The sequence below is a fragment of the Paenibacillus faecalis genome (genome assembly GCF_900289175.1).
GTDB classification, from domain to species: Bacteria; Bacillota; Bacilli; order Paenibacillales; family Paenibacillaceae; genus Paenibacillus_AQ; species Paenibacillus_AQ faecalis.
This window is the reverse complement of record NZ_LT985747.1, coordinates 2,826,500-2,851,609: the sequence shown is the minus strand read 5'-3', so window position 1 is coordinate 2,851,609 and position 25,110 is coordinate 2,826,500. Positions and strand designations below refer to the sequence as shown.

Annotated in this window: 24 protein-coding genes; 23 read left to right on the top strand and 1 reads right to left on the bottom strand. The window is 45.9% G+C overall.

Annotation, left to right across the window (positions count from 1 at the left end; translation table 11 throughout):
• Positions 1–371: 371 nt before the first annotated feature.
• The 23 genes from C8268_RS13550 to C8268_RS13445 all read left to right on the top strand — a co-directional run bounded on the left by C8268_RS13550 (position 372) and on the right by C8268_RS13445 (position 24,074).
• On the top strand, positions 372–1,685 hold the full coding sequence (locus tag C8268_RS13550; RefSeq protein ID WP_106768163.1) for an ABC transporter substrate-binding protein: 1,314 nt from the start codon (positions 372–374) through the stop codon (positions 1,683–1,685).
• Positions 1,686–1,687: 2 nt separating this feature from the next.
• Entirely contained in the window at positions 1,688–2,566 is an 879-nt protein-coding gene (locus C8268_RS13545; RefSeq protein WP_234032977.1) for a carbohydrate ABC transporter permease, read from the top strand.
• On the top strand, positions 2,553–3,392 hold the full coding sequence (locus tag C8268_RS13540) for a carbohydrate ABC transporter permease (RefSeq protein WP_106768161.1): 840 nt from the start codon (positions 2,553–2,555) through the stop codon (positions 3,390–3,392). Before C8268_RS13545 ends, C8268_RS13540 begins: the two co-directional genes overlap by 14 nt.
• 161 nt (positions 3,393–3,553) lie before the next feature.
• Complete coding sequence (locus tag C8268_RS13535; RefSeq protein WP_106768160.1) at positions 3,554–5,191, top strand: alpha-glucosidase; 1,638 nt, start codon at positions 3,554–3,556, stop codon at positions 5,189–5,191.
• Between the two features lie 36 nt (positions 5,192–5,227).
• Positions 5,228–6,172, top strand: coding sequence for an MTP-1 family protein (locus tag C8268_RS13530; RefSeq protein WP_106768159.1), 945 nt, complete (start codon positions 5,228–5,230; stop codon positions 6,170–6,172).
• A gap of 68 nt (positions 6,173–6,240) precedes the next feature.
• Positions 6,241–7,302: a BtaManbiosPhlase gene (locus tag C8268_RS13525; protein ID WP_106768158.1), complete on the top strand. Its 1,062-nt coding sequence runs from the start codon at positions 6,241–6,243 to the stop codon at positions 7,300–7,302.
• A 77-nt stretch (positions 7,303–7,379) separates the two neighbouring features.
• On the top strand, positions 7,380–9,956 hold the full coding sequence (locus tag C8268_RS13520) for a beta-mannosidase (protein ID WP_106768157.1): 2,577 nt from the start codon (positions 7,380–7,382) through the stop codon (positions 9,954–9,956).
• A gap of 70 nt (positions 9,957–10,026) precedes the next feature.
• A complete protein-coding gene (locus C8268_RS13515) occupies positions 10,027–11,049 on the top strand; it encodes a zinc-dependent alcohol dehydrogenase family protein (RefSeq protein WP_234032797.1) in 1,023 nt (340 codons plus the stop codon).
• 184 nt (positions 11,050–11,233) lie between these two features.
• Positions 11,234–11,563, top strand: a complete 330-nt coding sequence (gene csaA / locus C8268_RS13510; RefSeq protein WP_106768156.1) for a chaperone CsaA — start codon at positions 11,234–11,236, stop codon at positions 11,561–11,563.
• A gap of 69 nt (positions 11,564–11,632) precedes the next feature.
• Positions 11,633–12,328 (top strand): class I SAM-dependent methyltransferase, encoded by a 696-nt coding sequence (locus C8268_RS13505; RefSeq protein WP_106768155.1) that lies wholly within the window; start codon positions 11,633–11,635, stop codon positions 12,326–12,328.
• A gap of 37 nt (positions 12,329–12,365) precedes the next feature.
• Positions 12,366–12,905 carry a GNAT family N-acetyltransferase gene (locus tag C8268_RS13500; protein WP_106768154.1) on the top strand — a complete coding sequence of 180 codons (540 nt, stop codon included), beginning with the start codon at positions 12,366–12,368 and terminating at the stop codon, positions 12,903–12,905.
• Between the two features lie 2 nt (positions 12,906–12,907).
• Positions 12,908–13,330 carry a metallothiol transferase FosB gene (fosB, locus tag C8268_RS13495; RefSeq protein WP_106768153.1) on the top strand — a complete coding sequence of 141 codons (423 nt, stop codon included), beginning with the start codon at positions 12,908–12,910 and terminating at the stop codon, positions 13,328–13,330.
• Between the two features lie 53 nt (positions 13,331–13,383).
• Positions 13,384–13,650, top strand: coding sequence for a YdcF family protein (locus C8268_RS23165; RefSeq protein WP_234032795.1), 267 nt, complete (start codon positions 13,384–13,386; stop codon positions 13,648–13,650).
• A gap of 219 nt (positions 13,651–13,869) precedes the next feature.
• On the top strand, positions 13,870–14,412 hold the full coding sequence (locus tag C8268_RS13485) for a GNAT family N-acetyltransferase (RefSeq protein WP_106768152.1): 543 nt from the start codon (positions 13,870–13,872) through the stop codon (positions 14,410–14,412).
• A gap of 37 nt (positions 14,413–14,449) precedes the next feature.
• A complete protein-coding gene (locus C8268_RS13480) occupies positions 14,450–14,899 on the top strand; it encodes a GNAT family N-acetyltransferase (protein ID WP_106768151.1) in 450 nt (149 codons plus the stop codon).
• A 173-nt stretch (positions 14,900–15,072) separates the two neighbouring features.
• Positions 15,073–16,203: a glycerol dehydrogenase gene (locus C8268_RS13475; RefSeq protein ID WP_106768150.1), complete on the top strand. Its 1,131-nt coding sequence runs from the start codon at positions 15,073–15,075 to the stop codon at positions 16,201–16,203.
• 88 nt (positions 16,204–16,291) lie between these two features.
• A complete protein-coding gene (locus C8268_RS23550) occupies positions 16,292–16,435 on the top strand; it encodes an HTH domain-containing protein (RefSeq protein ID WP_420094246.1) in 144 nt (47 codons plus the stop codon).
• Positions 16,401–17,876, top strand: a complete 1,476-nt coding sequence (locus tag C8268_RS13470) for a PEP/pyruvate-binding domain-containing protein (RefSeq protein ID WP_474646563.1) — start codon at positions 16,401–16,403, stop codon at positions 17,874–17,876. The genes C8268_RS23550 and C8268_RS13470 overlap by 35 nt, the downstream gene beginning before the upstream one ends.
• A 421-nt stretch (positions 17,877–18,297) precedes the next feature.
• Entirely contained in the window at positions 18,298–19,353 is a 1,056-nt protein-coding gene (locus tag C8268_RS13465; RefSeq protein WP_474646570.1) for a PEP-utilizing enzyme, read from the top strand.
• A 506-nt stretch (positions 19,354–19,859) separates the two neighbouring features.
• Positions 19,860–20,864 carry a Gfo/Idh/MocA family protein gene (locus C8268_RS13460; protein ID WP_106768148.1) on the top strand — a complete coding sequence of 335 codons (1,005 nt, stop codon included), beginning with the start codon at positions 19,860–19,862 and terminating at the stop codon, positions 20,862–20,864.
• A gap of 4 nt (positions 20,865–20,868) precedes the next feature.
• A complete protein-coding gene (locus tag C8268_RS13455) occupies positions 20,869–21,813 on the top strand; it encodes an AraC family transcriptional regulator (protein WP_106768147.1) in 945 nt (314 codons plus the stop codon).
• Positions 21,814–21,824: 11 nt separating this feature from the next.
• Positions 21,825–22,913 (top strand): Gfo/Idh/MocA family protein, encoded by a 1,089-nt coding sequence (locus tag C8268_RS13450; protein ID WP_106768146.1) that lies wholly within the window; start codon positions 21,825–21,827, stop codon positions 22,911–22,913.
• Between the two features lie 90 nt (positions 22,914–23,003).
• Positions 23,004–24,074, top strand: a complete 1,071-nt coding sequence (locus C8268_RS13445; protein WP_106768145.1) for a Gfo/Idh/MocA family protein — start codon at positions 23,004–23,006, stop codon at positions 24,072–24,074.
• Positions 24,075–24,167: 93 nt separating this feature from the next.
• Here the strand turns inward: C8268_RS13445 and C8268_RS13440 are convergent, their stop codons facing one another.
• Entirely contained in the window at positions 24,168–25,016 is an 849-nt protein-coding gene (locus C8268_RS13440) for a helix-turn-helix transcriptional regulator (RefSeq protein ID WP_234032794.1), read from the bottom strand.
• Between the last annotated feature and the right edge of the window lie 94 nt (positions 25,017–25,110).

Sequence of the window (25,110 nt, the reverse complement as noted above, 5' to 3'; positions counted from 1 at the left end):
CCTCATACTAATTGAAACTGTTCAAATAAATCCCTCAAAGGTCTTAAAACTTCACAATAGAACTAAAAATCGATGTTCGCCTGCCTATTGTGTAACAATATAAATTATGCCACACATTACAGAATTACAAAACACCATCTTAAAAACATATTGTAACGTTACAAACTAAAATAGTAAAGTCATCTTTGAAAGTAAATGATTTGAACGACATTTTGTTTTCATGTCGAAAAATGCAGATAAATCATTGACAAACTTATAAAAATAAATAATAATGTGACTACAAACGCTTTCAGTTAGTTTGTAATTTATCTTGTAACGTTACAATTATGATTGTAATTTGATTTACAAGTCACTTACAGGAGGTCTGTTTAATGAAGAAGAAATTCTCGATCTTGCTCGCATTAACGATGATTGTTTCGGTCCTAGCCGGATGTGGACAATCAGACGAAGCGAAAGAAACTGCGGATGGGGTTACAACCGTCGAGTTCTGGGCTGCCCCAAATCCTCCGCAGCAAGCGTTTTGGACGGAGATGGCCGAGGCTTACGAGCAGGTTAATCCGAAAGTTAAAATTAATGTGAGCGCAATTAAAGAATCGCCAAGCTCGGAAGCTAGCATCCAGGCAGCGATTGCAGGTGGCAACGCGCCTACCGTAGCGGAAAATATCAACCGCGGATTTGCTGCTCAGCTCTCCAACAGTAAAGCGTTGGTTGCTCTCGATGAGCTTCCGCAATTCAAGGAAATCGTTGAGTCCCGCAATATGGCCGAAACGATTGCACCATGGGAATTTGCCGATGGTCATCAATATGTACTGCCGATCTACTCCAACCCGATGCTGATCGGATGGCGTACAGATCTGTTGAAGGAAATCGGATATAACGAACCACCACGTACCTACAGTGAGGTACTGGACGCAAACAAGAAACTGAAAGAGAAATATCCAGATAAATATATGTGGACCAAAGGAGCGGATTTGGCAGACTCCACTGGTTGGAAACGCTGGTTTGACTTCTTCCTGCTGTACAACGCTGCTTCAGACGGTAACAAATTCGTGGAGGGCAGCAATTTTGTAGCCGATGATAAAGCCGGTGTTGAAATGCTGACCTTCGTAGATGAGCTCAATAAAGCAGGCGGCATCCTGTCACAACAAGTAACAGATCCGTTTGAAACCCAAGCAGGTGTGTTCACAGACATTGGTCCTTGGACCTTCGATATGTGGGCTACGAAGTACCCAGAGCTGAAATATGGGGAGAATTACACGCTGACATTGCCACCGGTTCCTGACGACATGAACCCGGATGAAGCTAAAACGTATGCTGATGCTAAAGGTCTTGTTATTTTCAGCGGTGCACCTGAAGCATCCCAGCAAGCTGCTGCTGATTTCTTGAAATGGGTATATTCCAACGCAGAAAACGATGTGAAATGGTTTGAGCAAACAAACCTGCCACCAGCGCGTGACGATCTGAACGAGCTTGAAGGCTTCAAGAAAATTTTGGAAGAAAAACCTGAGCTTGCTCCATATGCAGAAGCTGTATCCAAAGGCGTACCAGCCATGGATAATCCTAAATTCAATGAGATCCAAACGATCATTGGACAAGAAGCATTTAATAAGGTGATCCGAGGTGAAATTGATCCACAAACTGGCTGGAATAACATGAAGAAAGCGATTGAAGGTGAACTTCAATAATGATTAACAAGCAAAATAATAGGTTGGGCTGGCTTTTCGCCAGTCCCTACATTATTTTTGGGCTGGTATTTTTCCTTGGGCCACTAATCTGGTCCCTATACCTTGCCTTTACCAATTGGGATCTGATTGCTCCCGATTATGATTTTGTAGGGCTGGATAACTTTGCGAAAGCTATAGCATCTCCAGGGGTGCAGTCCGCCTTCTGGGTAACCTACAAATTCATGATGCTGTTTGTGCCGCTGGTTATTATTATGTCGCTTGCTGTAGCCGTGATCGTACACGGACTGCCTAAGTTCAAAAGCGTCTATCTGATCGGCTTTTTCCTGCCGTATCTGTCCTCCGGGGTTGTGGCATCCCTGATTGTACAAGGCTTTTTGTCCTATAATGCTCCGGTCAACGAGTTCCTGAGAAACACGCTTGGCATTAATATCGACTGGCTCGGCACTCCTTGGTCGGCACTATTTATCGTCGGTATGATCTTGGCGTGGAAGTTCACAGGTTATTATGCACTGATCCTCACTTCGGGTCTGGAAAGCATTGATAAAGAAATTTATGAAGCAGCGGCAATTGACGGTGTAACTAACAAACAGCGGTTCTGGAAAATTACACTGCCTCTTTTGTACCCTGCACTCTATACCACGTTGATTCTCGCGTTCGGTGTTACCTTCGGGATCTTTACCGAGGTTTATCAGCTGACAGGCGGCGGACCGAACTATGCAACGAATACATGGCAGATGGAAATCTTTAATCAGGCGTTTAACAATCTGCAAGCTGGATATGCATCCGCAATTGCCATCCTGGCTTCTCTAGCTACATTCGCCTCCATCTATGTCATTCGAAAACTGTTGGAAAGTTGGGGTAAACGTAATGGTTGGGTCTAATAAAAACAACAAACGACGTCTAGCGATCCGCTATGTGTTCGCAACCCTTTTGCTGCTCGTCATGGTGTACCCATATTTATATATGGTACTTAACTCCTTTGCGGATTGGGCACAGGTTGACCGTCAGCTGTTTCCGACAAAATTCACACTACAATCGTATGAGTGGCTCTTTACTGGCGGTGAAGTCGGTATTTCCAGACCATGGATCAATTCATTCTTCAACAGTGTCATCGTATCGGTGGCTTCCACCTTCTTAATGATGTTATTTGGGATCATGGTCGCTTATGCGCTGGCTAAATTGAACTTCAAGGGACGCGACTCCGTGAATAACTTCGTGTTGTTCCATATGTTCTTCCCGGCGATCATTTTGCTGATTCCTAACTTCCTCATCATTCAAAAGCTGGGACTTTACGATACGTACTGGGCTTTGATTATTCCGAAAGCCGTTAGCTTATGGGCAATCTTCATGTATACCAACTTCTTCAAAGCCGTTCCGGATGCATTTATCGAAGCGGCCAAGCTGGACGGAGCTTCGGACTTTAAGATTTTGTACAAAATCATGATGCCGATGTCCAAATCCATTACTGCTGTTGTCTTCTTGTTCCTGCTGATGGAACGCTGGACAGAGCTGCTCTGGGATATGCTCGCTGTCCGCAGTGACGATATGCTGACACTCAACGTGCTCTTGTCCCAGATGTTTGGACCATACGGCAGTTATCCGGGTCCGCTGTATGCAGCCTCGGTGCTGCTCACCGTTCCGATAATTATCATGTTTGTCATCTTCGGTAATAAGTTCAAGGAAGGCATGCAGTTCAATTTGAAGTAAGAAGATGGCAAGATAAGCTTCAAAATGCTTTAAAACTTCATAGGAATCTCATACAAACAGGAAGCTCGTCTAAGAGGTCTGTACATTACAACCTGCTATTCGGGCTTCTTCTTGAATCCCCCTATGAAAAAGAGAGCTCTATCATCCGGGAGTTGTATCGAATGAATAACAAACCAAAGCTGTGGTGGCAGAACACCACCTTTTATGAAATTTATGTCCCTAGCTTTTGCGACGGGAACGGAGACGGCATCGGCGATTTTCCCGGCATCACCTCCAAGCTGGATTACTTGAAGGAGCTCGGGATCGGCGGCATTTGGCTGACCCCCTTTTATACGTCTCCCAAGATCGACAATGGCTATGACATCTCCGATTATTACAACGTAGACCCCGATTACGGGACGATGGCGGATTTTGAGCGGTTTATCGAAGAGGCCCATCGGCGGGACATTCGCGTCATTGTTGATCTCGTGCTGAATCATACCTCCTCGCACCATGCCTGGTTCCAGGAGTCCAAATCATCGGTCAGCTCTCCCAAGCGCGATTGGTACATCTGGAAATCGCCGGAAGGCAAGGCGTTGCCGAATAACTGGGAGTCCTTCTTTGGAGGAAGCGCCTGGGAATGGGATGAACCTACGGGACAGTACTATTACCATGCCTTTGCCAAGGAGCAGGTTGACTTGAACTGGGCCAATCCCGAAGTGCGCGAAGCGATGAAAGACGTGATGGGATTTTGGCTCGACAAGGGCATTGACGGCTTCCGGCTGGACGTCATCAATTTCCTTAAGGTTTCCGGCGAGTTTCAGGATAACCCTTACGATGACAAGGGAGAACAGATTCATCGGTACGATCAGAATCAGGACGGCATCCTGGAGGCCATTCACGAAATCTGCCAGTATGTGCATCAGCGGGAAGGTATTTTCATGGTGGGTGAAGTCGGCTCGGAGGATATGGATATCCTTAGCCGTTACAGCGGTAGCGGCCTGCTCGATGTTGTATTTAACTTCAATCTGGGCAGTCAGGAGCAGCTGAATCCGGAGCGGTTATATCGCGAACTGCAGTTGATGGAAGCGAAGCATCGGCGGGATCAGCTTCCTACCTTGTTCTTCAGCAGCCATGATATGCAGCGCCATATTTCCCGCTTCGGCGATGGCGATCCATCGCTGGAGGAGCGAAGAGCCCGATTGATTGCCACCCTGATGCTTACAGCCAAAGGAGTTCCTTTTATATACTACGGCGATGAGCTCGGGATGCGGAATCATGTGGCGAACCGGATCGAGGACATGCGGGATATCCAGGGCCTTGGCCACTACGAGGTGGCGCTGAAGAACGGCCGCACCGAAGAAGAAGCTCTAGCCATTGCGCGTGCCAAAAGCCGCGATTACTCCCGTTCCCCGATGCAGTGGAACGGGGAACCATTCGGCGGGTTCTCCAGCCGCGAGCCTTGGATCGGCATGGGACCGCATCATACGCAGATTCATGCGGAGACGCAGCAGAAGCAAACGGACTCTATCTATTCTTACTACAAACAGCTGCTCTCGCTCAGGCGACGGCATCCCGCCCTTTTTGGCGGAGATTATGCCAAGCTTGAAATGAGGGATCAGGCGATCGTCTATACCAAGCGCTCTGATGAACATGAAGCCGTCGTCGCGCTGAACTTCGGTAGCGAGCCGCTGCAACTGAATCTGTCGGACTGGGCCAACCGTGAACTGCATTTGGCAGCTGCAAGCCAAAAGTCGGTATCCCTGGACGGTCCATCGGCAGTGATCCCTCCGCATACCGCTGCCGTATGGCTGTCTTAGATCATTTTATTTTTTCTACTAGAAGGAGACCTTACTATGGCACTCAACCAATCATCTGTAAAAACATGCGAAACGCTGCTGCGTGAATACAAAGCAAAGCCATCTACGGTCACAAACCCGGTGAAACTTCAGTTTACGGGCGTAGGTGACAAAGATGTTTATAATATTACCGCTCCATTCGTGACCGAAGGAGAAACCGTAATCGCCGGCCGGGTCGAGTCCCGTGACAGCGAGCATTCCGAAATTCATTTTTTTGTTGAACAAAACGGCCAGTGGGCACCTAAAGCCGGGGCACCCGTCTTCACGTTGCAGGACCCCTTCTTTACTTTTATTCAAGGGGAGCTGGTGCTTGGCGGCGTTCAGGTTTATCCTCACCCAACCATGGAAAATGCGCTGATGTGGCGAACCGTGTTCTACAAAGGCAAGACTTTAAACAGCCTTGAGCTTTTCTTCACCGGTCCGGATGCCATGAAGGACCTGCGCCTTGTCGAGCTGGCGAGCGGAGAAATCGGCGTCTTCACCCGCCCTCAAGGCGACAAGGGCGGCCGCGGCAAAATCGGCTTTACCAAAGTGAAGGCGCTCGAGGACGTAACGATTGAGCTGATTAACGATACTCCGCTTCTGGCGGATCAATTCGTCGATGCCGAATGGGGCGGCGCCAACGAGCTGCATATTTTGAAGAACGGCCTAGTTGGCGTGCTCGGTCATGTGGCGTGCTTTGATGCTGCTGGCGACCGGCACTATTACCCGATGGTATTTGCACTGGACCCGAATACGGGTGCGCATACCGATATGGAGCTGATTGCGGTGCGTGCCGAGTTCCTGCCAGGTGAAACCAAGCGTCCCGATTTGGCCGATGTCGTATTCAGCGGCGGGCTGGTCCGCAAGCCGGATGGAACCGCTGATTTATATGCGGGTATCAGCGATGCGGAAGCCCATAGGGTCACCATCGCCGATCCGTTCCTTTCTTATGAAGCGTAATTAGGGAATTCATCCCAAGAGAGAGAAACCAAACCGAAAAATGCCTAATGGATAGGGGTAAACAAACGATGAACATTTACAGATACGAGGAAAACCCTCTGATTACACCGGCTGACGTTAAGCCGTATCATGACGGATTCGAGGTTATTGGCGCATTCAATGCAGGCGTTGCCGAGTATAACGGCGAAGTGCTTCTGCTGCTCCGGGTCGCGGAGCGTCCGATTAGCAACGACCCGATGATTGTAAAGGCGCCTGTATTCAATCCGGAAACACAGCAGCTCGACATTCTGGAATTCCGCACAGACGACGAGCGTTATGATTTCTCTGACCCGCGCGTCATCCGCAACGTAAACCATAGCGGGACCTTTGAATACCTGACCTCTTTGTCCTATATCCGGGTAGCTCGCAGCAAGGACGGCCATCGCTTCACTATCGATGATAAGCCGCTCGTATATCCTACGCAGACGCTGGAAACCTTCGGGATTGAAGACCCACGCGTCACACAGATCGGCGATACGTACTACATTTACTTTTCTGCGGTATCCCCGGTCGGCGTAGGCGAATCGATGGTATCCACCAAAGACTTTGTCAACTTCACGCATCACGGCATGATCTTTGGGCCAGACAACAAGGATGTCCTGATCTTCCCTGAAAAAATCAACGGGAAATACTATGCGCTGCATCGTCCGACTACAAAAAGCACCGGGAATCCGGAAATGTGGATTGCCGAATCCGATAATCTCCTGTATTGGGGCAACCACAAGCATATTGCCGGGCTTCGCGAAGGTATGTGGGATAGCGGCCGCATGGGCGGCGGCGCTGTGCCGATCCGCACGGAAAAAGGCTGGCTGGAGCTCTACCACGGGGCTACGCTGGATCACCGCTACTGCATGGGTGCTCTGCTGCTGGACCTGAATGATCCGTCCAAAGTGATCGCCCGTTCCAATCAGCCGATCATGGAGCCGGAGGCCGATTACGAAAAGAACGGATTCTTCGGAGATGTCGTCTTCTCCTGTGGCGCCTTGGTGGATGGCGATGTCCTGAAAATGTATTATGGCGTAGCTGATACTTCGATGGCATGCGCTGAGCTCAGTGTGAAAGAAATTTTGGACAGTTTGACTTACTTGTAATCCTAATATCATAGAAATAGAGTTGAGAAGACGCCAAAGCCACAATGGTTTTGGCGTCTTCTGGATAGGAGAAGGAAATGATACTGAACGAAAACTGGAAACTGCGTGATTTTAACGTAGATGAGGCTCGCGATTTAGAGGTTGCTTCCCCGGAATATATTGATTATTTTTGGATGACAACCAAGGTTCCCGGCGATGTTCATACGACGCTCATCGAACGCGGAATAATCGAAGATCCGTTTTATGGGCATAACGATCAGAAATGTCGCTGGGTCGAGGAAAAGGTGTGGTGGTACCGCACCGTATTTACCTGGAATGAAAAAATCGATGCCGAAGAGCGGATGGAGCTGATCTTTGAAGGGTTGGACACATTCGCTACCGTATACTTGAACGGCGTGGAGCTTGGCTCAACAGACAACATGTTTATATCCCATGCTTTTGAAGTGACGCGGGAATTAAAGAAAGGAAAAAATGTGTTGGCTGTTAAATTCGACCCGGTACAGCTGCATGCCAAAGACAAAATTCAGTATTATTGGTCCGGATTCAGTAAAAAGCGGATCTGGACACGTAAAGCGCAAAGCCACTACGGTTGGGACTGGGGGCCGCGCCTAGTCTGCGCTGGTATTTGGAAGGATGTGCATTTGGTCAAACGTCGCCATGCTTATGTCGAAAGTGTATTCGCACGTACGGTGGAGATCACAGATAAGGAAGCGGCGGTAGATGTGACGGTTGAAGCAAGGGCGTTTGAACGGGACAAGGCCTATTCTGCACATGTGCATTTGTATGATGCATCAGGAAATGAAGTTGCAGCAGCATCATGTTTGCTTGATCGTAGTTCCGGGCTTGTTCAAGACGGGGCGATCTGTGCAAACGGACTATCCGGCGAGGTTACCTTGCAGGTACCGAATCCGACACTTTGGTGGACACATGATTTGGGCGATCCGTATTTGTACCATTTAAAGGTGACGCTGCACAGTGATGACGAGGCAGTTGATGTCCATGAGGAGCGGTTAGGTATTCGCACGCTGGAGCTGATACGGCGCGATGAAAAGGGAGACCATGCGTTCACATTCGTGTTAAACGGTGTGAAGCTATTTGCTAAGGGAGCAAACTGGATACCGATCGACAGCTTTATTGCAGCCGTGCCGGATACGCGTTACCGCAATTTGATCAAGATGGCCAAGGATGCCAATATGAACATGCTTCGTGTTTGGGGCGGTGGAATCTATGAGCGGGATGTATTTTATGACGAATGTGATCGGCTTGGTCTGCTCGTCTGGCAGGATTTTATGTTTGCCTGTGCGCTTTACCCGGATTACAACCGGAACTTTATGAATAACGTCCGCCGTGAGATCGAGCAGGTTGTGAAGCGGCTGCGCAGCCGGACATGCCTGGCTCTATGGTGCGGAAATAACGAAAACGATTGGTTGTACGAGGCGCTTTATTCGAGCGGGGAGATTCCTCATCCGTTTTACGGTGAGAAAATCTACCATGAGCTGATGCCGGCTTTACTTGAAACGCTGGATCCGACACGTTTATACTGGCCGAGTTCACCGTATGGAGGAAACGACCATAACTCGCGTGAAGAAGGCGATACCCATAACTGGCAGGTGTGGCATGGCAATATCGAGCCGCGGGTATTCGGTGAGCCGCAGGTGCAGGATTACAGCGTAGAAGGTTTGTCGTTCAAGAAATTTAAAGGAGACACAACCAAATTTGCAAGCGAGTTCGGGATGCATGCGTCGTCGAATCGCTATACATTGCAGCTCAATATTCCGGAAAGTCAATTTTATTGGGGCAGTGAAGAAATGATGTACCGCAACAAGGATATCCATCATCCAAAAGGAATTTTACTCATGGAAGGATATACGGGTTCGCCATCCAATATAGAAGAGTATATGAATTATTCCATGCTGACACAGGCGGAAGGGCTTAAATACGGAATTGAGCATTATCGGCGAAATAAACCGGAAACAAGCGGCGCACTGTTTTGGCAATTGAACGACTGCTGGCCAGGAACGAGCTGGTCGGTTATCGATTATTATGGGCTCCCTAAGGCGGCGTATCATTATTCACGCAAATTTTTTGCGCCTGTGCTGTTGACAGCAGATCATGATGCCGGTCAGGAGTTTAAATTGTGGGCGCTGAATGATCGGATTCAAAGCTATGAAGATACGATTCGGTTAGCGGTGTATAAAATGGACGGGACGGTCGTGTTTGAGCGCAGCTTTGATCTGACTGTACCCGGCAACAGCAAGATGCAGGTTATTGCGCTGACTGAAACGGAGCTTACGAACGGGGAAGAAGCATCCAACCTCGTATGTGTGGTAAGCTCGACCAGCGGGGCAACCGAGGAAAACTTCATTTATTTAAGAGATTATAAGGATATGTGCTTTGAACAGGCTCAGCTACGTGTTGAGGTAAACAAGGATGAAGCAGTTATCCGTGTGACCACCGATCGGGTAGCGCGCATGGTCAAACTGGAGCTTGATGTGGAGTGGCTGGTACTGAGTGATAATTTCTTTGACTTGCTGCCAGGGCAGGTAAAGGAAATTCGTGTTGCCCAATCTGAGGGCAAGTCGATCCCATGGGAGACGCTGCGTGTGTCTGCATTGAATGCGACCGTATACAGTGAGGTTGACAATCAACTTTAAACAATGTTTAAGACTGGAGACTGTCAGTTGACGGCGACTGAACAGGATATTTTTATTTTGGAGAAAAGGGATGAGAAGAGGCATGAAGGCAGCGGTTCTTCGCGATACGTTGAATATGGAAGTGATGGAGTGGACCGAAAGAACGATAGGTAAAGAGGAGGTTATGCTGCGTGTCGCCTGCTGTGGAATTTGCGGCACGGATCAGCATATTTATCATGGACATCCGGGATCGGCAGAGGTAGAGCCCCCGATTGTACTTGGCCACGAGCTGGCGGGTGTAATTGAGGCTGTTGGAGAAAATGTTGCCATGCTGCAGCCGGGAGACCGGGTATCTGTTGACCCGAATATATATTGTGGTTCATGCGAATACTGCCGCAGCGGGCGTGCCCAACTGTGTGAACGGCTTCAGGCCGTTGGTGTAACAAGGGATGGCGGTATGGCTGAGTTGTGTGTTGTGCCTGCGGCAAATTGTTACAAGTTGCCCGATCATGTCAGTTTGATGGAGGGAGCGATGGTGGAGCCGCTTGGCTGTGTATTGCACGGTTTTAAAAAATTGGAGCTTCGGGCTACTCAGCATGTACTGATCGTTGGCGGCGGCTTCATCGGTCAGTTGTTTCTGCAGCTCGTCAAGGCGGCGGGAGTCTCTCGGATTACGGTTAGCGAGCCGAATTCGCATAAGCGTAATCCGCTGTTGGCGCTTGGTGCGCACGCTGTTGTAACGCCATTTGATGCTGAAGATGCGAAAGGCATGATAAACTCGGCTGATGTCGTTATTGAATGTGTAGGTCGGCCCGAATCTGTGGAGCTGGCTGTTGCGGCGGCTCGAAAAGGCGGACAGGTGTTGCTGTTTGGGGTTGCCTCACCGGATGCAAGAGCAGCTTTCTCTCCATATGAGGTCTTCAGCAAGGAGCTGCGCATTATGGGGTCGTTCATCAATCCGTACACCCATGAAGAGGCGATTGCACTCATTGCGCAAGGCATCGTGCGGATTGAACCGCTCATTAGCCATTGCTTTCGCCTGAATGATCTGCCTGAAGTCATGGCCTCGTACCCTCAGCTTAATGTAACAAAAGCGGTCATTATGCAGGAGTAACCCATCAATAAACAAGTGTTAATGATAAGCCATTTTGTAGTCCTTACTTGAGGATTCCAAGGTGGCTTTTTTTAAATTCAAGAAATTATAAATTTCATATTGTATACTTGCTTGTATACGAAAGAAACTTTGGCGCACTCATCGTAAAAATAAAGCAATGATAAACAATGGAGGCTGCAAATCAATGGCAACAATTGAGGACTTTATGAAGCTGGACATTCGTATTGGTACCGTTGTTAAAGCTGAACCGTTTCCAGAAGCTCGCAAACCTGCGATAAAATTAGACATCGATTTTGGAGAAATGGGGATAAAACGTTCTTCAGCTCAGATTACACAAAGATACGAACCGGAACTACTGATTGGGCGTCAGGTGGTCGCGGTCATGAATTTTCCGGTCAGACGTATTGCCGGTTTTAAATCAGAGGTGTTGGTTATCGGCGGTACTCCTACAGAAGGTGACGTGGTGCTTCTGAAGCCAGATGAACCTGTAAAAAATGGCACACCCATTGCATAGAGATGTGAAAAAGAATGGGTTGTGTTGTTTCGATACACCATTAAAATAAAAAGTTAGGAGCGTTATTCTATGCCGAACCATGCTGAAGTTTATAAAAATCAAGCGATTTCATATGATGACATGATTAACCGGCAGCCTAATTTAGCGGAACATATTAAAGAGATCAGGTCTTATCAAGGACTGCATGTATTGGACCTAGGGGCTGGGTCAGGTAGACTTTCAAGTTTTATAGCTCCAGAAGCGAGCTCGCTAGTTTGTACAGATATATCAGAGTCGATGTTAAAGCGATTAGACGAAAAATTAATGCACAATAGCTCAAATCACAATTGGAGTACCGTTGTAGCCGATCATCGAAAGCTGCCGATCAACGATTCATCCATCGATTTGGCCGTATCGGGTTGGAGCATCAGCTATTTAACGAACACAGACAATCTGGATTGGGAAAATAATTTGGAGTTCATCATGTCTGAACTTAAGCGTGTTTTGAAATCATCAGGAACTATAATCATATTAGAGACTTTGGGTACCGGAACGGAAACTCCTGATCCACCCGAGTTTTTAAAACCATATTTTTCTCTGCTTGAAAATAAATACGGCTTTTCACACCGCTCAATCCGGGCAGATTACCAGTTTGCAAGCACGGCAGAAGCCAAGAAGAACATGGAGTTCTTTTTTGGCTCGGATATTTCTAAAAAAATCGAAGAACATCAGTGGTCAACTGTACCTGAATGTGCAGGAATTTGGTGGAAACATTTAGGAGGATAAATTACGACCATGTGTATTGAAAATAAAGGAGACTCATATGAAAGTCACAACCATATTGACCGACCCATCGACCAAATTTATTGTAAACAACCTATACCCGCTGTACTTGCATGATTTATCTGAGATCTGGGGATGGAAACCCAATCAATACGGTGTCTTTGAAGAGGATGATACTTTGACGCTGAGTGAGCAAAATAAAGTTTTTGATATATGGTGGGAAAAACCGTCTATATTATTTCCGTATCTTATTCGGGTAGATCATATCCCGGCAGGGTTTGCTCTTGTAGCAACTCCACCGCACACCCCTCCCGGCAGTGAATTTTACATGAACGAATTTTTTATGTTGAGGGCTTTCCGTGGGAATGGTAGCGCTGAAGCCGCAGCAGTACAAGTGTTTAATCTACATAGAGGGTCCTGGGAATTGCACACCAACCCGACAGAAACTAATAAAAGAGCACAATCATTTTGGAGAAAAACTCTTCATCATTATACATCTGGTTCGTATCAAGAAGGGCTTGCCAACACGGAGCATGACGGGAACAAAATTGTTTTTAGATTTAATAATAGGAGGACTTAGATATGAAAGTCAAAGCCATCAATCATTTATGCTTTTCCGTGTCTGACCTCGACACATCCATTGATTTTTATACAAATGTGTTCGAAGCCAAGCTGTTGGTGAAGGGTAGACGACTTGCTTATTTTGACCTAAATGGCCTGTGGATTGCCCTAAACCAAGAGGATATCGACCGCAGTCAGAATCAAAGAACGTATACGCATATCGCCTTTACCATTGAAGAGGAAGACTTTGATCTATTACTACATAGATTGAAAGATTTGCGTGTGCATATGCTTCCAGGAAGAGATCGGGATGAGAGGGATAAACGATCGATTTATTTTTTGGACCCGGATGGTCATATGTTTGAATTTCATACAGGAAATCTCAACGATCGATTGGATTATTATAAGGCTGATAAAGGGCATATGGAGTTTTTTGAATCATGAAATGTGTCGGGTGAGATGGAAACGATAGGTTGAGTTGAGCGGAGGTTTTCATTTTGCTAATTTCAAAGCTGAATCCTGAAAAATTAACAAAAGAACAAATGACCAAGCTGGTCTTCGGTAATGCTGCTGAAATCGATAACGGCACTCTCGATGGAGATTGTATATTTGTTTTTGGTGGAGTGCGGGTTGAAAGAATGTTGAAAGCGGTTGAACTTTTTAAGAACGGCCGAGCACCCCTGATTTTATTCACGGGCGGGGACCGATTTGGTAAAAGAAACCTCCCTGAGTCTATAGTGATGCGGGATGCCCCCATGGTATGAATATGTGTGGTGCCCGGACGATCGAAAGCTGGGACAGGCATATAACTGGTGGACAGATGCAACTGAAGAGAAGCGAGTACGGGATGAAATGTATAAAGTTATATCTGGCGTGAAAGGGAAGTATTTTGTAGATGAAGATGTTGATCTTTAAGAATGTTAACTGGACGAACGAATTGCACCCATAACTTGAAAAAGTCATGAAATAACGAGGTATACAAAATGGAAATTAAGAAGCTACACGATCTTTCAATCGAAGAATTGAACTCGCTAGGAGTTTTTGGCTACACGTCCCATCAAAAGTACGAAGCGACTAAAGAAGAAACATTACATGCGTTCACTTTGCAATTGAAGCTTGTCAATCTAGATACACCGTATGTTAAGCAAGAGCTGAATGATGACGATGAGCTTAAGCGTTATCAGAAGCTTGTGAAGCTGGGATATTCACTGGGACTTTACGTAGATCATAAGCTGGTTGCTATTGCCATCACAGAACCGCAAGTATGGAACAACACGCTATTGTTATGGCATTTTCAAGTTCATGAGAACCATAGACGAAAATCATATGGAAGTATTCTAATGAGAAAAATGATCGATTTGGCAAAAGAAAACGGATTTCGAGCTGTTACACTGGAAACGCAGAATACGAATGTCCCAGCCATCCATTTTTATAAACAATGCGGCTTTATGATCGAAGGGGTTGACTTGTCTTTTTATAACGGGATTGATGAAGTCGCTTTATTTATGAGAAAGAAAATAGATTAAGCGTAGTTTAGAGAGCATTTAACTTGGGGGATTGGGAATGAACCTTAGATTTACATATCTTAATAGAAATCATTTAAATCTGTTAGAAGAATGGCATAAAGATGAAGAAACCGAGATCAGAATCGGGATTGATGATCTGGAAGAGTGGTTTTCTTTTGTGAACAGCAGCGCAGATTATTTAGTGTGGATCATTAGTGATGGGGATGAGCAGGTAGGGGAATTAAGCGTTGAGATGACGGACTATAAAACGGCGTCCATTTCGTACGTGATTAATCCCATACGACGCAATCGAGGCTATGGTAAAGCTATCCTGAAACAGATGCCCCATTTAAAAGCGTTGCTACATATTGAAGTTTTTGAAGCATGGGTTGATGACGATAATGTGCCAAGTTTGATTTGTCTGGAGCGCACCGGATTTGTAAGAGCTTGTGAAGAAGCAGATGAGGATGGACTGTACCATTACATTTTAACAAGAAGTGATAAATAACAAGTGGTGGATTTTCCTCGTATGAATTGGGTAATTACTATGAAGAAGGTACAGCATTATCTATATATGTCTTAGAGTAAAAAGCACTTCACTTGGATGTTGCTATTGTTTCTATGCATGTTTTGTACCTCTCTTTGAAGTAATTACAGTGAACACAGAGGAGGAGTTCTTTCATGAGGAAGGCTTTTATTAGTCCACTAAAATATGTTCAGGGTGAAAATGAAATAATGAATCTGGGTTATTTCATTAAGCAATATGGGAAATCAGCACTTCTCATTGCCAATCCAGATGATGTAAAGCGTGTTCAGGATAAACTTGACCACACCAAGGAAAAGTTCGGTGTAACGATCATCGAAAGCGGTTTTAGCGGGGAGAACACGAGGGATGAAGTAAAGCGGCTAAAGCAGCTGGCCATTGAAAAAAATTGCGATTGCACGATCGGTCTTGGTGGTGGTAAAGCGATTGATGCAGCGAAAAGCGTTGCTGAAGGAGATGCCTTGATTATCGTACCGACGATTGCGGCAACGGATGCTCCAACAAGCCACTCTGCGGTACTTTATACGCCGGAAGGTGCTTTTGATGATTACGCATATTTTAAGCAGAGCCCGAGTGTTATCTTGATTGATACAACGGTCATTGCCAATGCACCTACACGTTTTCTTGTGTCGGGGATGGGTGATGCACTCTCTACTTATTTTGAAGCAAGAGCTACGGCTTTATCGTACTCTCAAGTTAATGCCGGATTGCCTAACGGCTCCAAGGATATGAATTTGCCAACCATAGGCACCAACACGGCTCTTGGTCTAGCCAAGCTTTGTTATGAAATGCTGCTTGAAGATGGTGTGAAAGCCAAGCTATCCTGTGATTCAAACATCGTCACGCCAGCTCTTGAAAATATAGTCGAGGCCAACATACTGTTATCCGGCCTGGGCTTTGAAAGCGCTGGTCTGGCAGCCGCACACGCTATTCACAATGGACTAACCGCTCTGGAAGGGACACATTCCTATTATCATGGGGAAAAAGTTGCTTTTTCCACGTTAGTTCAATTAGTTCTGGAAAATGCCCCTGCGGATGAAATTGACGAGGTATTGAATTTCTGTGTAAGTGTAGGGCTCCCAGTAAGCCTTTCCGATATAGGGGTTACAGAGGTTTCGAAAGATGATCTGATGCGAGTAGCTCAGATAGCGTGTATTCCTGAGGAATCGATTCACTCGATGCCTTTCCCAGTAAGTGAAGAGGATGTAGTCAATGCTATACTTTTGGCAGACCAGATCGGGACAGAATTCAAGAAAAAGGCTAGTTAACGCAACAAAAAGAATATTATTTCGGTATTCGTGGAGGGGGAAACCCCTCTTTTTTGTAAACCAAGCTTGAGGCAAGTTTAACGATAAAGTGGAAAGTGAAGATGTTCGGGAATTTTTGAAGAACTCCAATGCCATCTCGCATGAGAAGCGTTATCGCATTGATGTCACAAGTCTTTTCCTTCATTATTTATTCAAAGATGAAAATGAAAAAAGGCGGCGGATCGATGAATAACTATGTATTGCATTTCCATGAAACGGATCAAAATGCCTTACCACATGTTGGTGGGAAGGGGGCTAACCTTGGCGACATGACAAAAGCCGGTTTTCCTGTACCGACAGGCTTTTGTATTACTACAGCTGCTTATTGTACTTTCCTTCAGACAAGTGAAGAAATGGATCATTTTTATCGTTTACTGGATTTGGCCGACTATGAGAATTTAGATGAGATCCGCATGTTAGGGCATCAAATCAGGGAGCATCTGAACGGACTTCCAATGCCTGAGTCTATACAGACGTCCATTTTGAAGGCCTGGGAACAGTTAGGGACAGACAAGGCCTATGCCGTTCGTTCCAGTGCAACCGCGGAAGATTTACCGGGTGCATCTTTTGCCGGACAACAGGAAACATATCTGAATGTAAAAGGTAAAGAAGCGTTTTTGGAATCCGTAAAAAAATGCTGGGCGTCGCTATTTACCGATCGGGCTATCATTTACCGTGTAAAAAATGGGTTTGATCATCGATCAGTGCAGTTATCTGTCGTTGTACAGGAGATGATTTTTCCGCAAGTTTCAGGCATTATGTTTACCGCTGATCCGATAACCGGAAATCGCAACACGGTATCTATCGATGCGAGTTTTGGCCTGGGGGAGGCGCTTGTATCCGGAATCGTATCCGCCGATTTATATCAGGTCTATCAGGGAGCTATTACCCAAAAGAAAGTTGCGGGCAAAAAAGTGGCGGTTTTTGCTGATCCAACCGGTGGCACGGTGACAGAGGAACTGCCAAAAGAAAAGCAGGATGCGCAAGCATTGGAAGATATACATATCATGGAGCTGGCGGCGCTGGGAAAACGGATTGAAAAACACTATGACCGGGAGCAAGACATCGAGTGGTGCTGGTATGACGGGAAATTTTACATCGTGCAAAGCCGCCCGATTACCTCGCTTTACCCCGTTCCGCAAGTTTCGGATGAACGTTTGCATCTGTTCTTCTCCTTTGGCCACCAGCAGATGATGACAGATGCGCTAAGTCCGATGGCGAGATCCATCTGGCGTACGATGTTCCCTTTTGGAAAATCATCTGTCGTCTCGGAATCAAAATATATGCTTGAAGCAGGAGGAAGATTGTTTATTGATTTAACCTCGCTGCTGCAAATAAAGCAGGCTCGCAAAGTCATACCTCTGTTGTTACAACAGCTTGACGAGCGTATCGGAAGTGCCTTTCGGGAATTTCTTCAGCGGCCGGGTTTTATCCAAGATGAAGTTGATCCGGGTGTGAGAAAAAAAGTCAGAAGTACGCTGCTTCCCATTTTAAAAAAGGTAGTGAGAAATATATGGATCAGCGATCCGGCTGAAGCGATACCGAAAGCCCGCCAAATAACAGAAGACGGTCTAGAGAGATATCAGGATTACATAGGCAGTGCTTCANATACCTCTGTTGTTACAACAGCTTGACGAGCGTATCGGAAGTGCCTTTCGGGAATTTCTTCAGCGGCCGGGTTTTATCCAAGATGAAGTTGATCCGGGTGTGAGAAAAAAAGTCAGAAGTACGCTGCTTCCCATTTTAAAAAAGGTAGTGAGAAATATATGGATCAGCGATCCGGCTGAAGCGATACCGAAAGCCCGCCAAATAACAGAAGACGGTCTAGAGAGATATCAGGATTACATAGGCAGTGCTTCAGGCGCTGAACGAATAGCAAGAATTCAGGAGAGCTGCGGCGGTTTTATATTACCTCTTTTTACGAATGTTGCGACGTTTGTACTTCCGGGAATCATCGCCTTGAAACGTATCTCCTATTTGTCCCTAAAATGGCTTGGAGATGATCAAAGCATAAGCCTATTGAATAAATCCTTGCCTGGTAATGTGACATCGGAGATGGGGCTTCAAATTGGTGATCTTGCAGATATCGTACGGCAAAATCCTGAAATAGCAGTTTATCTCAAATACGCGAACGCGACAGCGGATCATTTTTACGAAGGTCTCGAAGAAGTAGATCCAAAGGAGATATTCGCTGCACCGTTTGTGAAGTTTATGGAGAAGTACGGAATGAGGTGTCCTGGCGAGATTGATGTGCAAAAGGTTAGGTGGAAAGACGACCCGACTTTACTCATTCCTTCTATATTAAATCAGGCCCATACTTTGAGCCAGAGCGAGCACCGTGCACGCTTTGATGCGGGGGTAATCGAAGCTGAAGAAGCCGCTAAAGATATGATAGCGAAGCTTCGCAAAACTCCTGGTGGATTGTACAAAGCTAAGATTATGACAAGATGGATCTATATTTTCAGAAATGTGATGGGACTTCGTGAATGGCCGAAATATACAATCGTTCGTTTTTTTGAAATATTGCGGAATTGTATGTTGGAGGAAGGAGAGAAGCTTGTCAGCGAAGGAATTTTGAAGCACAAATCTGACGTGTTTTATCTGACGCTCTCCGAGCTTCACAGTCTTTTAAAGGGTGAGGATCAAGCAGATGCTCAATGGATCGTGCAGACAAGAAAGAAGCGAATGGAGCAGGATGAAAAGCGTACTCCGCCTCGTGTCATTACAAGCGAAGGGGAGATCATCACAGGGAAGCAGAGTCATGTCAATGCGCCGGAAGGAGCGCTATTGGGTACACCTGTATCTGCCGGTATTGTTGAAGGACGTGCGAAAGTTATACTAAAACCGGATGAAGCACACCTGAATCCGGGCGACATTCTGATTGCTCCGTTCACCGATCCCGGATGGACCCCGCTCTTTAACGCGGCCAAGGGACTGGTCATGGAGGTGGGCGGACTGATGACTCATGGGGCAGTTGTAGCCAGAGAGTATGGAATTCCTGCCGTCGTGGGCATTGATAATGCAACGGAAATTATAAAAGACGGGGATTGGATCAGAGTGAACGGGACGGAAGGATATATTGAGATTGTTACGAAGAATGAAATTAAGTAGAAGCGCTTGCGAAAAACAATGTTATCGAATTCATAAGCGAGGGGCAATCCCAGGGTTAAATCGATCTTGGGTATTGTCCCTTGTTGCTTATAAAGAAAAGGTTTACTGCTGTTTTCCCTCCTAGTCAGACAGATGGTTATTATAGAACTTATCGCAATTTCATAGTCAAGCATCAAATCGTAAACATAATCGCTTTATTCAATCGTTGGCATATTATTATATATTTTCATCATAGCGAGATTGAGAGCTCCGAAACGACAGTAGACAAATAAGTTTAACGATTATTTCTTTATACCACAGCTTTTTCGAAGGATTTACATCCTATTAATGGTAATGTAGATTAATAAATACAATTATAGCTTGCATTTTGTGAAAACGCTCACTGTATTTTATGATGTCGTAATATTATATATAAATTGTCGCATAGTTCTACTAATAAAATGATTCAATATGTGTTACTTTTATAAGTGAATGTCAGGATATTATATATTGGGAGGTAGGGCCAATTGAGCATTAAAATCGGCAAGATCAGCTATTGGCACGTTCACGCTTGGGATTATACGAATCAAGCTCAGGAGCATGACGACACTGAGATTGCAGCCGTCTGGGATGAAGATCCGGTACGTGGAAAAAAAGCTGCCGATCAGCTGCAAGTTCCATTTTATGAAAATTTGGATGACATGCTCGCTCAAAAGGATCTGGTTGGGGTCATTGTGGATGCTCCAACGAATATGCACCTTGAAGTTATGCTTGCAGCTGCCAAGGCAGGTAAACATATTTTTACTGAAAAGGTTATCGCTCCTACATTGGCAGAAGTGAACGAAATTGTGTCGGAGGTTAAGAAGCAGGGTGTTAAATTAACGGTTTCTTTGCCTCGTTTAAATGATGGATATACGCTGGCTATTCAGGAAGTTTTACAGCAGGGACTACTCGGCAAGGTTACCTATGTCAGAGTCCGCTTGTCTCATAACGGAGCTGTTGCTGACTGGCTTCCAGAGCATTTTTACAACTTAGAGCAATGTGCGGGAGGCGCGCTGATTGATCTGGGTTGTCATCCGATGTACTTGACCCGTTTATTCCTGGGTGAAGAGATTGCCGGGGTAAGTGCTAATTTTGGCTATGTAACCGGCAAAGAGGTAGAAGATAATGCGGTTGCAACATTGCATACAGCGACTGGTGCAATCGGTGTCGTGGAAGCGGGATTTGTAAACAGCCATTCTCCATTTACGATTGAGGTTCACGGTACGGATGGAACATTGCTGTACGGAACACCGGAAGAGAAGCTTTTGCTGCGAACAAATCGCGCCGGGGAAGACAGTCAGGGCTGGAAGGAAGTAGCCGTGCATGAGAATCGTGAAAGCGCGTTCCATCAGTGGGTCGCTCACATCCAGAAAGATACGACAGCCGAAGAGAATGTCAGAATAGCTGTAGAGCTTACCCGTTTAATGGAGGCAGCGAACCTTTCCCATAAAGAAGGGCGAGTTGTCCGGCTTGAGGAGTTAAAGTCATAAGGTTATGGACGATCTGAAGCGGGGGGCTACGTTTCCTTACGGAGTCATGTTTGAGAAGCAGGATATGCTCGAAAGGCTGGACATTCGAATTGCGTGGGGGCATTACGAGATTCATGTTCTAAGATTTCATTTGGTTACATTTCCCCCGGGAAAAGTCGTTGATTTTCATAATCATGCTGAATTTGAGTTTCATTTCATTCCGAGAGGAAAGGGACGGGTTATACTCGAAGAGCAGCCGTATTCTTTATCAGAAGGAATGTTTTATTTAACAGGCCCTGGTGTGATGCATTATCAGGAAGCGGATGTTCATGAAGCGATGGATGAGCTTTGTCTTCACGTTGATATTGCAGAGAAGCCTCAAGACGATGTGGACCCATGGGAAGCGGCCGAGGCAGAAGAATGTATCGATAAATTGAGGAAATTACCTCTCATTCCCGCTTATGATTCCCATCAGGCGATGAATTGTTTTCTTGAAGCTTATCAAGTATGTGACGGTAAACATGCAGGATATTATACATCGATTAAACAACTGGTCATTAGTATTTTACTAAAGGCTGTAAGAGCTTATGATTCCGATGGAATTCGGGTTGAAGCACCCGTTCGGGATATGCTTTCTCACCGATATCAATATGCTATCCACTATATGGAGGCTAATTATCCGGCAAGTCTGACACTGGAAAATGTAGCTGAGAAGCTGAACATTAGTCCAAGGCAGCTGCAAAGGGTTTTTAAACAGATGAGTCCAAGCGGTTCTTTTAGCAAGGCGCTGGAAGATATTCGATTGGAAGCAGTTTGCCGCAAGCTGAGGGAAAGCTCAATGTCAATTGAACAAATTGCACAGACTGAAGGTTTTACGAATGCTACTTACCTGCATGCGGTGTTCCGGAAACGAATGGGCATAACTCCGGGGGAGTATCGCAAGGCAGCAACTAAAAATAATGAAATGTGAAGGTGACTAAAATGAGTAAAGTATATCGCGTAGGTATTATCGGATGTGGCGGAATTGCAAATGGCAAGCACTTGCCAAGCTTGAGCAAGCTGGACACTGTAGAACTTGTTGCATTTTGTGACATCATTCAAAGCCGCGCGGATGAAGCCGCTGAAAAATATGGGGTTGACGGGGCCAAAGTGTACACAGATTACAAGGAGCTGTTGAAAGACGGTACGATTGACATCGTTCATGTGCTTACACCAAACGAGTCCCATGCCGAAATTTCCATCGCGTCCATGGAAGCAGACAAGCATGTCATGTGTGAAAAACCGATGGCGAAGACAGCAGCGGAAGCACGCAGCATGGTTGAAGCCGCCAAGAGAACCGGTAAAAAGCTGACGATCGGCTATAACAACCGCTTCAGAGGGGACAGCTTGCATTTGAAGCAGATGTGCGAAGATGGAGAGCTTGGACATATTTATTTTGCAAAGGCGCATGCCATCCGCAGAAGAGCTGTACCGACTTGGGGCGTATTCCTTGATGAAGAGAAGCAAGGTGGCGGCCCGCTGATCGATATCGGTACTCACGCACTGGATCTTACCTTGTGGATGATGGATAACTACAAGCCGAAGGTTGTTCTGGGAACGAAGTATCATGAGTTGTCCAAAAAAGAAAATGCGGCAAATGCCTGGGGACCATGGGACCCTGAGAAGTTCACGGTTGAGGATTCTGCTTTCGGTATGATTGTTATGGAAAATGGCGCGACGATTATGCTGGAATCCAGCTGGGCGCTTAACTCTCTTGAAGTGGATGAGGCGAAATGCAGCTTGAGCGGTACCGAAGCTGGAGCCGATATGAAAGGCGGCCTTCGTATAAACGGTGAGAAATACAGCCGCTTGTATACGAATGAGGTTGATTTGAAATCTGGCGGAGTTGCTTTTTATGAAGGCAGTGAGGAAAGTGCACCGGATATTGAAATGAGAAAATGGATTGAAGCGATCGATAAGGATCTGGAGCCTGTGGTAACACCTGAGCAAGCGTGTGTGGTTTCTGAAATATTGGAAGCTATCTATGAATCGGCCCGTACCGGCAAAGCTGTGTATATGAATCAAAATTAATAATTACGATAACCTTTATTCCCATAAATATATTATAATTTAGGATGACAGACGTTAATTGCTGAACATTAAAGGAGCTGTAATTGATTTATGACTACTACTAAACATGCTGTTGTCATCGTAGGCTATGGAGGTATGGGAAGCTATCATGCCAAGCTGATCAAGGATAATGATCATCTTGAAGTGACTGGAACCTATGACATTCTGGAAGAAAGACAGAAAGTTTCCGTTCAGGACGGTTACCCTGCATATGAAAGTTATGAAGCGGTTCTGAATGATTCATCTGTTGATGTTATTCTTATAGCTACACCTAATGATGTGCACAAAGATCTGGCGTTGCAGGCTTTTAAAGCGGGTAAGCATGTTATCTGTGAAAAGCCGGTTACTCTTTCCGTGCAAGACTTTAAGGACATGGTCGCTAGTGCGGATGAGGCAGGCCGGGTGTTGATGGTTCACCAAAACCGTCGTTGGGATGAGGATTTCCTGACGATCAAGCAAATGTATAATGAAAGAACGATTGGAGATTTGTTCCGTATTGAATCCAGAGTGCACGGAGCGAACGGTATTCCGGGAGACTGGCGTCACATGGAGAAGCATGGCGGCGGAATGCTCCTTGACTGGGGAGTTCACCTGCTCGATCAAATTCTCTATATGGTGGACAGCCGGATAACGAGCCTGAACAGCCGTTTGAGCTTTATTCTGGGTGATGAAGTTGATGACGGATTTGAAGCCGTACTTCAATTCGAGAACGGGGTATCCGCGGTGATTGAAGTGGGAACCACCAACTTTATTCCGCTTCCACGCTGGTATGTCAAAGGAACAGAAGGAACAGGCGTCATTGAGGACTGGGCTCTGAACGGCAGGATCGTCACAAGAAATCAAGATGCGGTCAAAATCGAGCCAACTCCAATCCAAGCCGGTGTTGGTTTGACTAAAACGATGGCTCCTCCTTCAGAAGAGGCTACAATTACAGGTGCTCTTCCTGAACCATTCCGTAATCCAAGCAGCTTCTTTGACAATTTTGCAGCGGTTATAGAAGGAAAGAGTGAACCGATTGTAAAGAACGAGGAAGTACTGCGTGTACTGAATCTAATTGAGGCGGTTTTTGAGTCAGGGCGTACAGGCGAAACCTTGAAGGATTTTGACATTTATCCTGCTTGATAGCTTATGAATCATACATCATAATAAAACGAAGATCAGCTATTCTTTAGAGTCATTCTAAGGCTATAGCTGATCTTTTTTTCTAAAATTCAATCATTGTTTAGGTTTGTATTCAGTCGGAGATTGACCGGTCCAGCGTCGGAACTGTCTGGAGAAATGGCTGGCTGAACTGAATCCAAGTTTTTCGGCAACCGCTGCTATTGGCAGGTTGGTTTTAACGAGGAGTTCTTTGGCAGCATTCAGTTTTTGACGGCTTACATATTGCCTTGGAGACAGGCCGTAAACTTTGGAAAAAAGCTTGGTACACTGGCTTCGGCTTAAATTCAGCTCTTTGGCTATACCAGCGATGGACGTGGTTTCATTCAAACTTTGGGATAGTCTTTCTTCAATGGTATGGGCAACATCTGCTGCGGACAGAGATCCTTCCTGCGGAGTCGGTACAGGTGGGAGCGAAAGATCTCGCATTAAGGTCAGGACGTCATGAATGATCAGCAAAGTATAGGATTGCAGCAGAAGCTTGTCTTCAAATCGAAAATGATCAGCTGTTTCGAACGCTTCTGACTCATGATCCAGCATAATTCTTTTCAGTTCCGTTACGTAGGAGCGAAGACTCGTTCGTTTAGCCTCTTCATATGGAATATGCCGGTAAGGGGCGGTGGCCAGCATCGAACGGATTTCGGGAACATCAAGATCAAAATGCACATTAAAATACTTGTACTGCGCTTCAGAATGGTTCATCGTTCGATGCCTTACACCAGCTCTGATCAGCATCCAGTCACCCGGACGTAAAATCACGCTGTCGCGGTTGAGCTCCTGAATGACCTCGCCTTCCAGGCAGCATAGCAGCTCGAACAAATGATGATGATGTCTCGGATAACACCATCCAGAATGCTGAACGCCGAAATGGCAGCCTGTAACCTGCAACGTATTGGTTAAATTCATTGGCATGGCAGCTCCTTGCATATGTATTCGCTTTCAGTCCTCGCTCGTACTTGTACAATCATCATACCATGTGTGCTCAGGAAGTAAGTGCAAA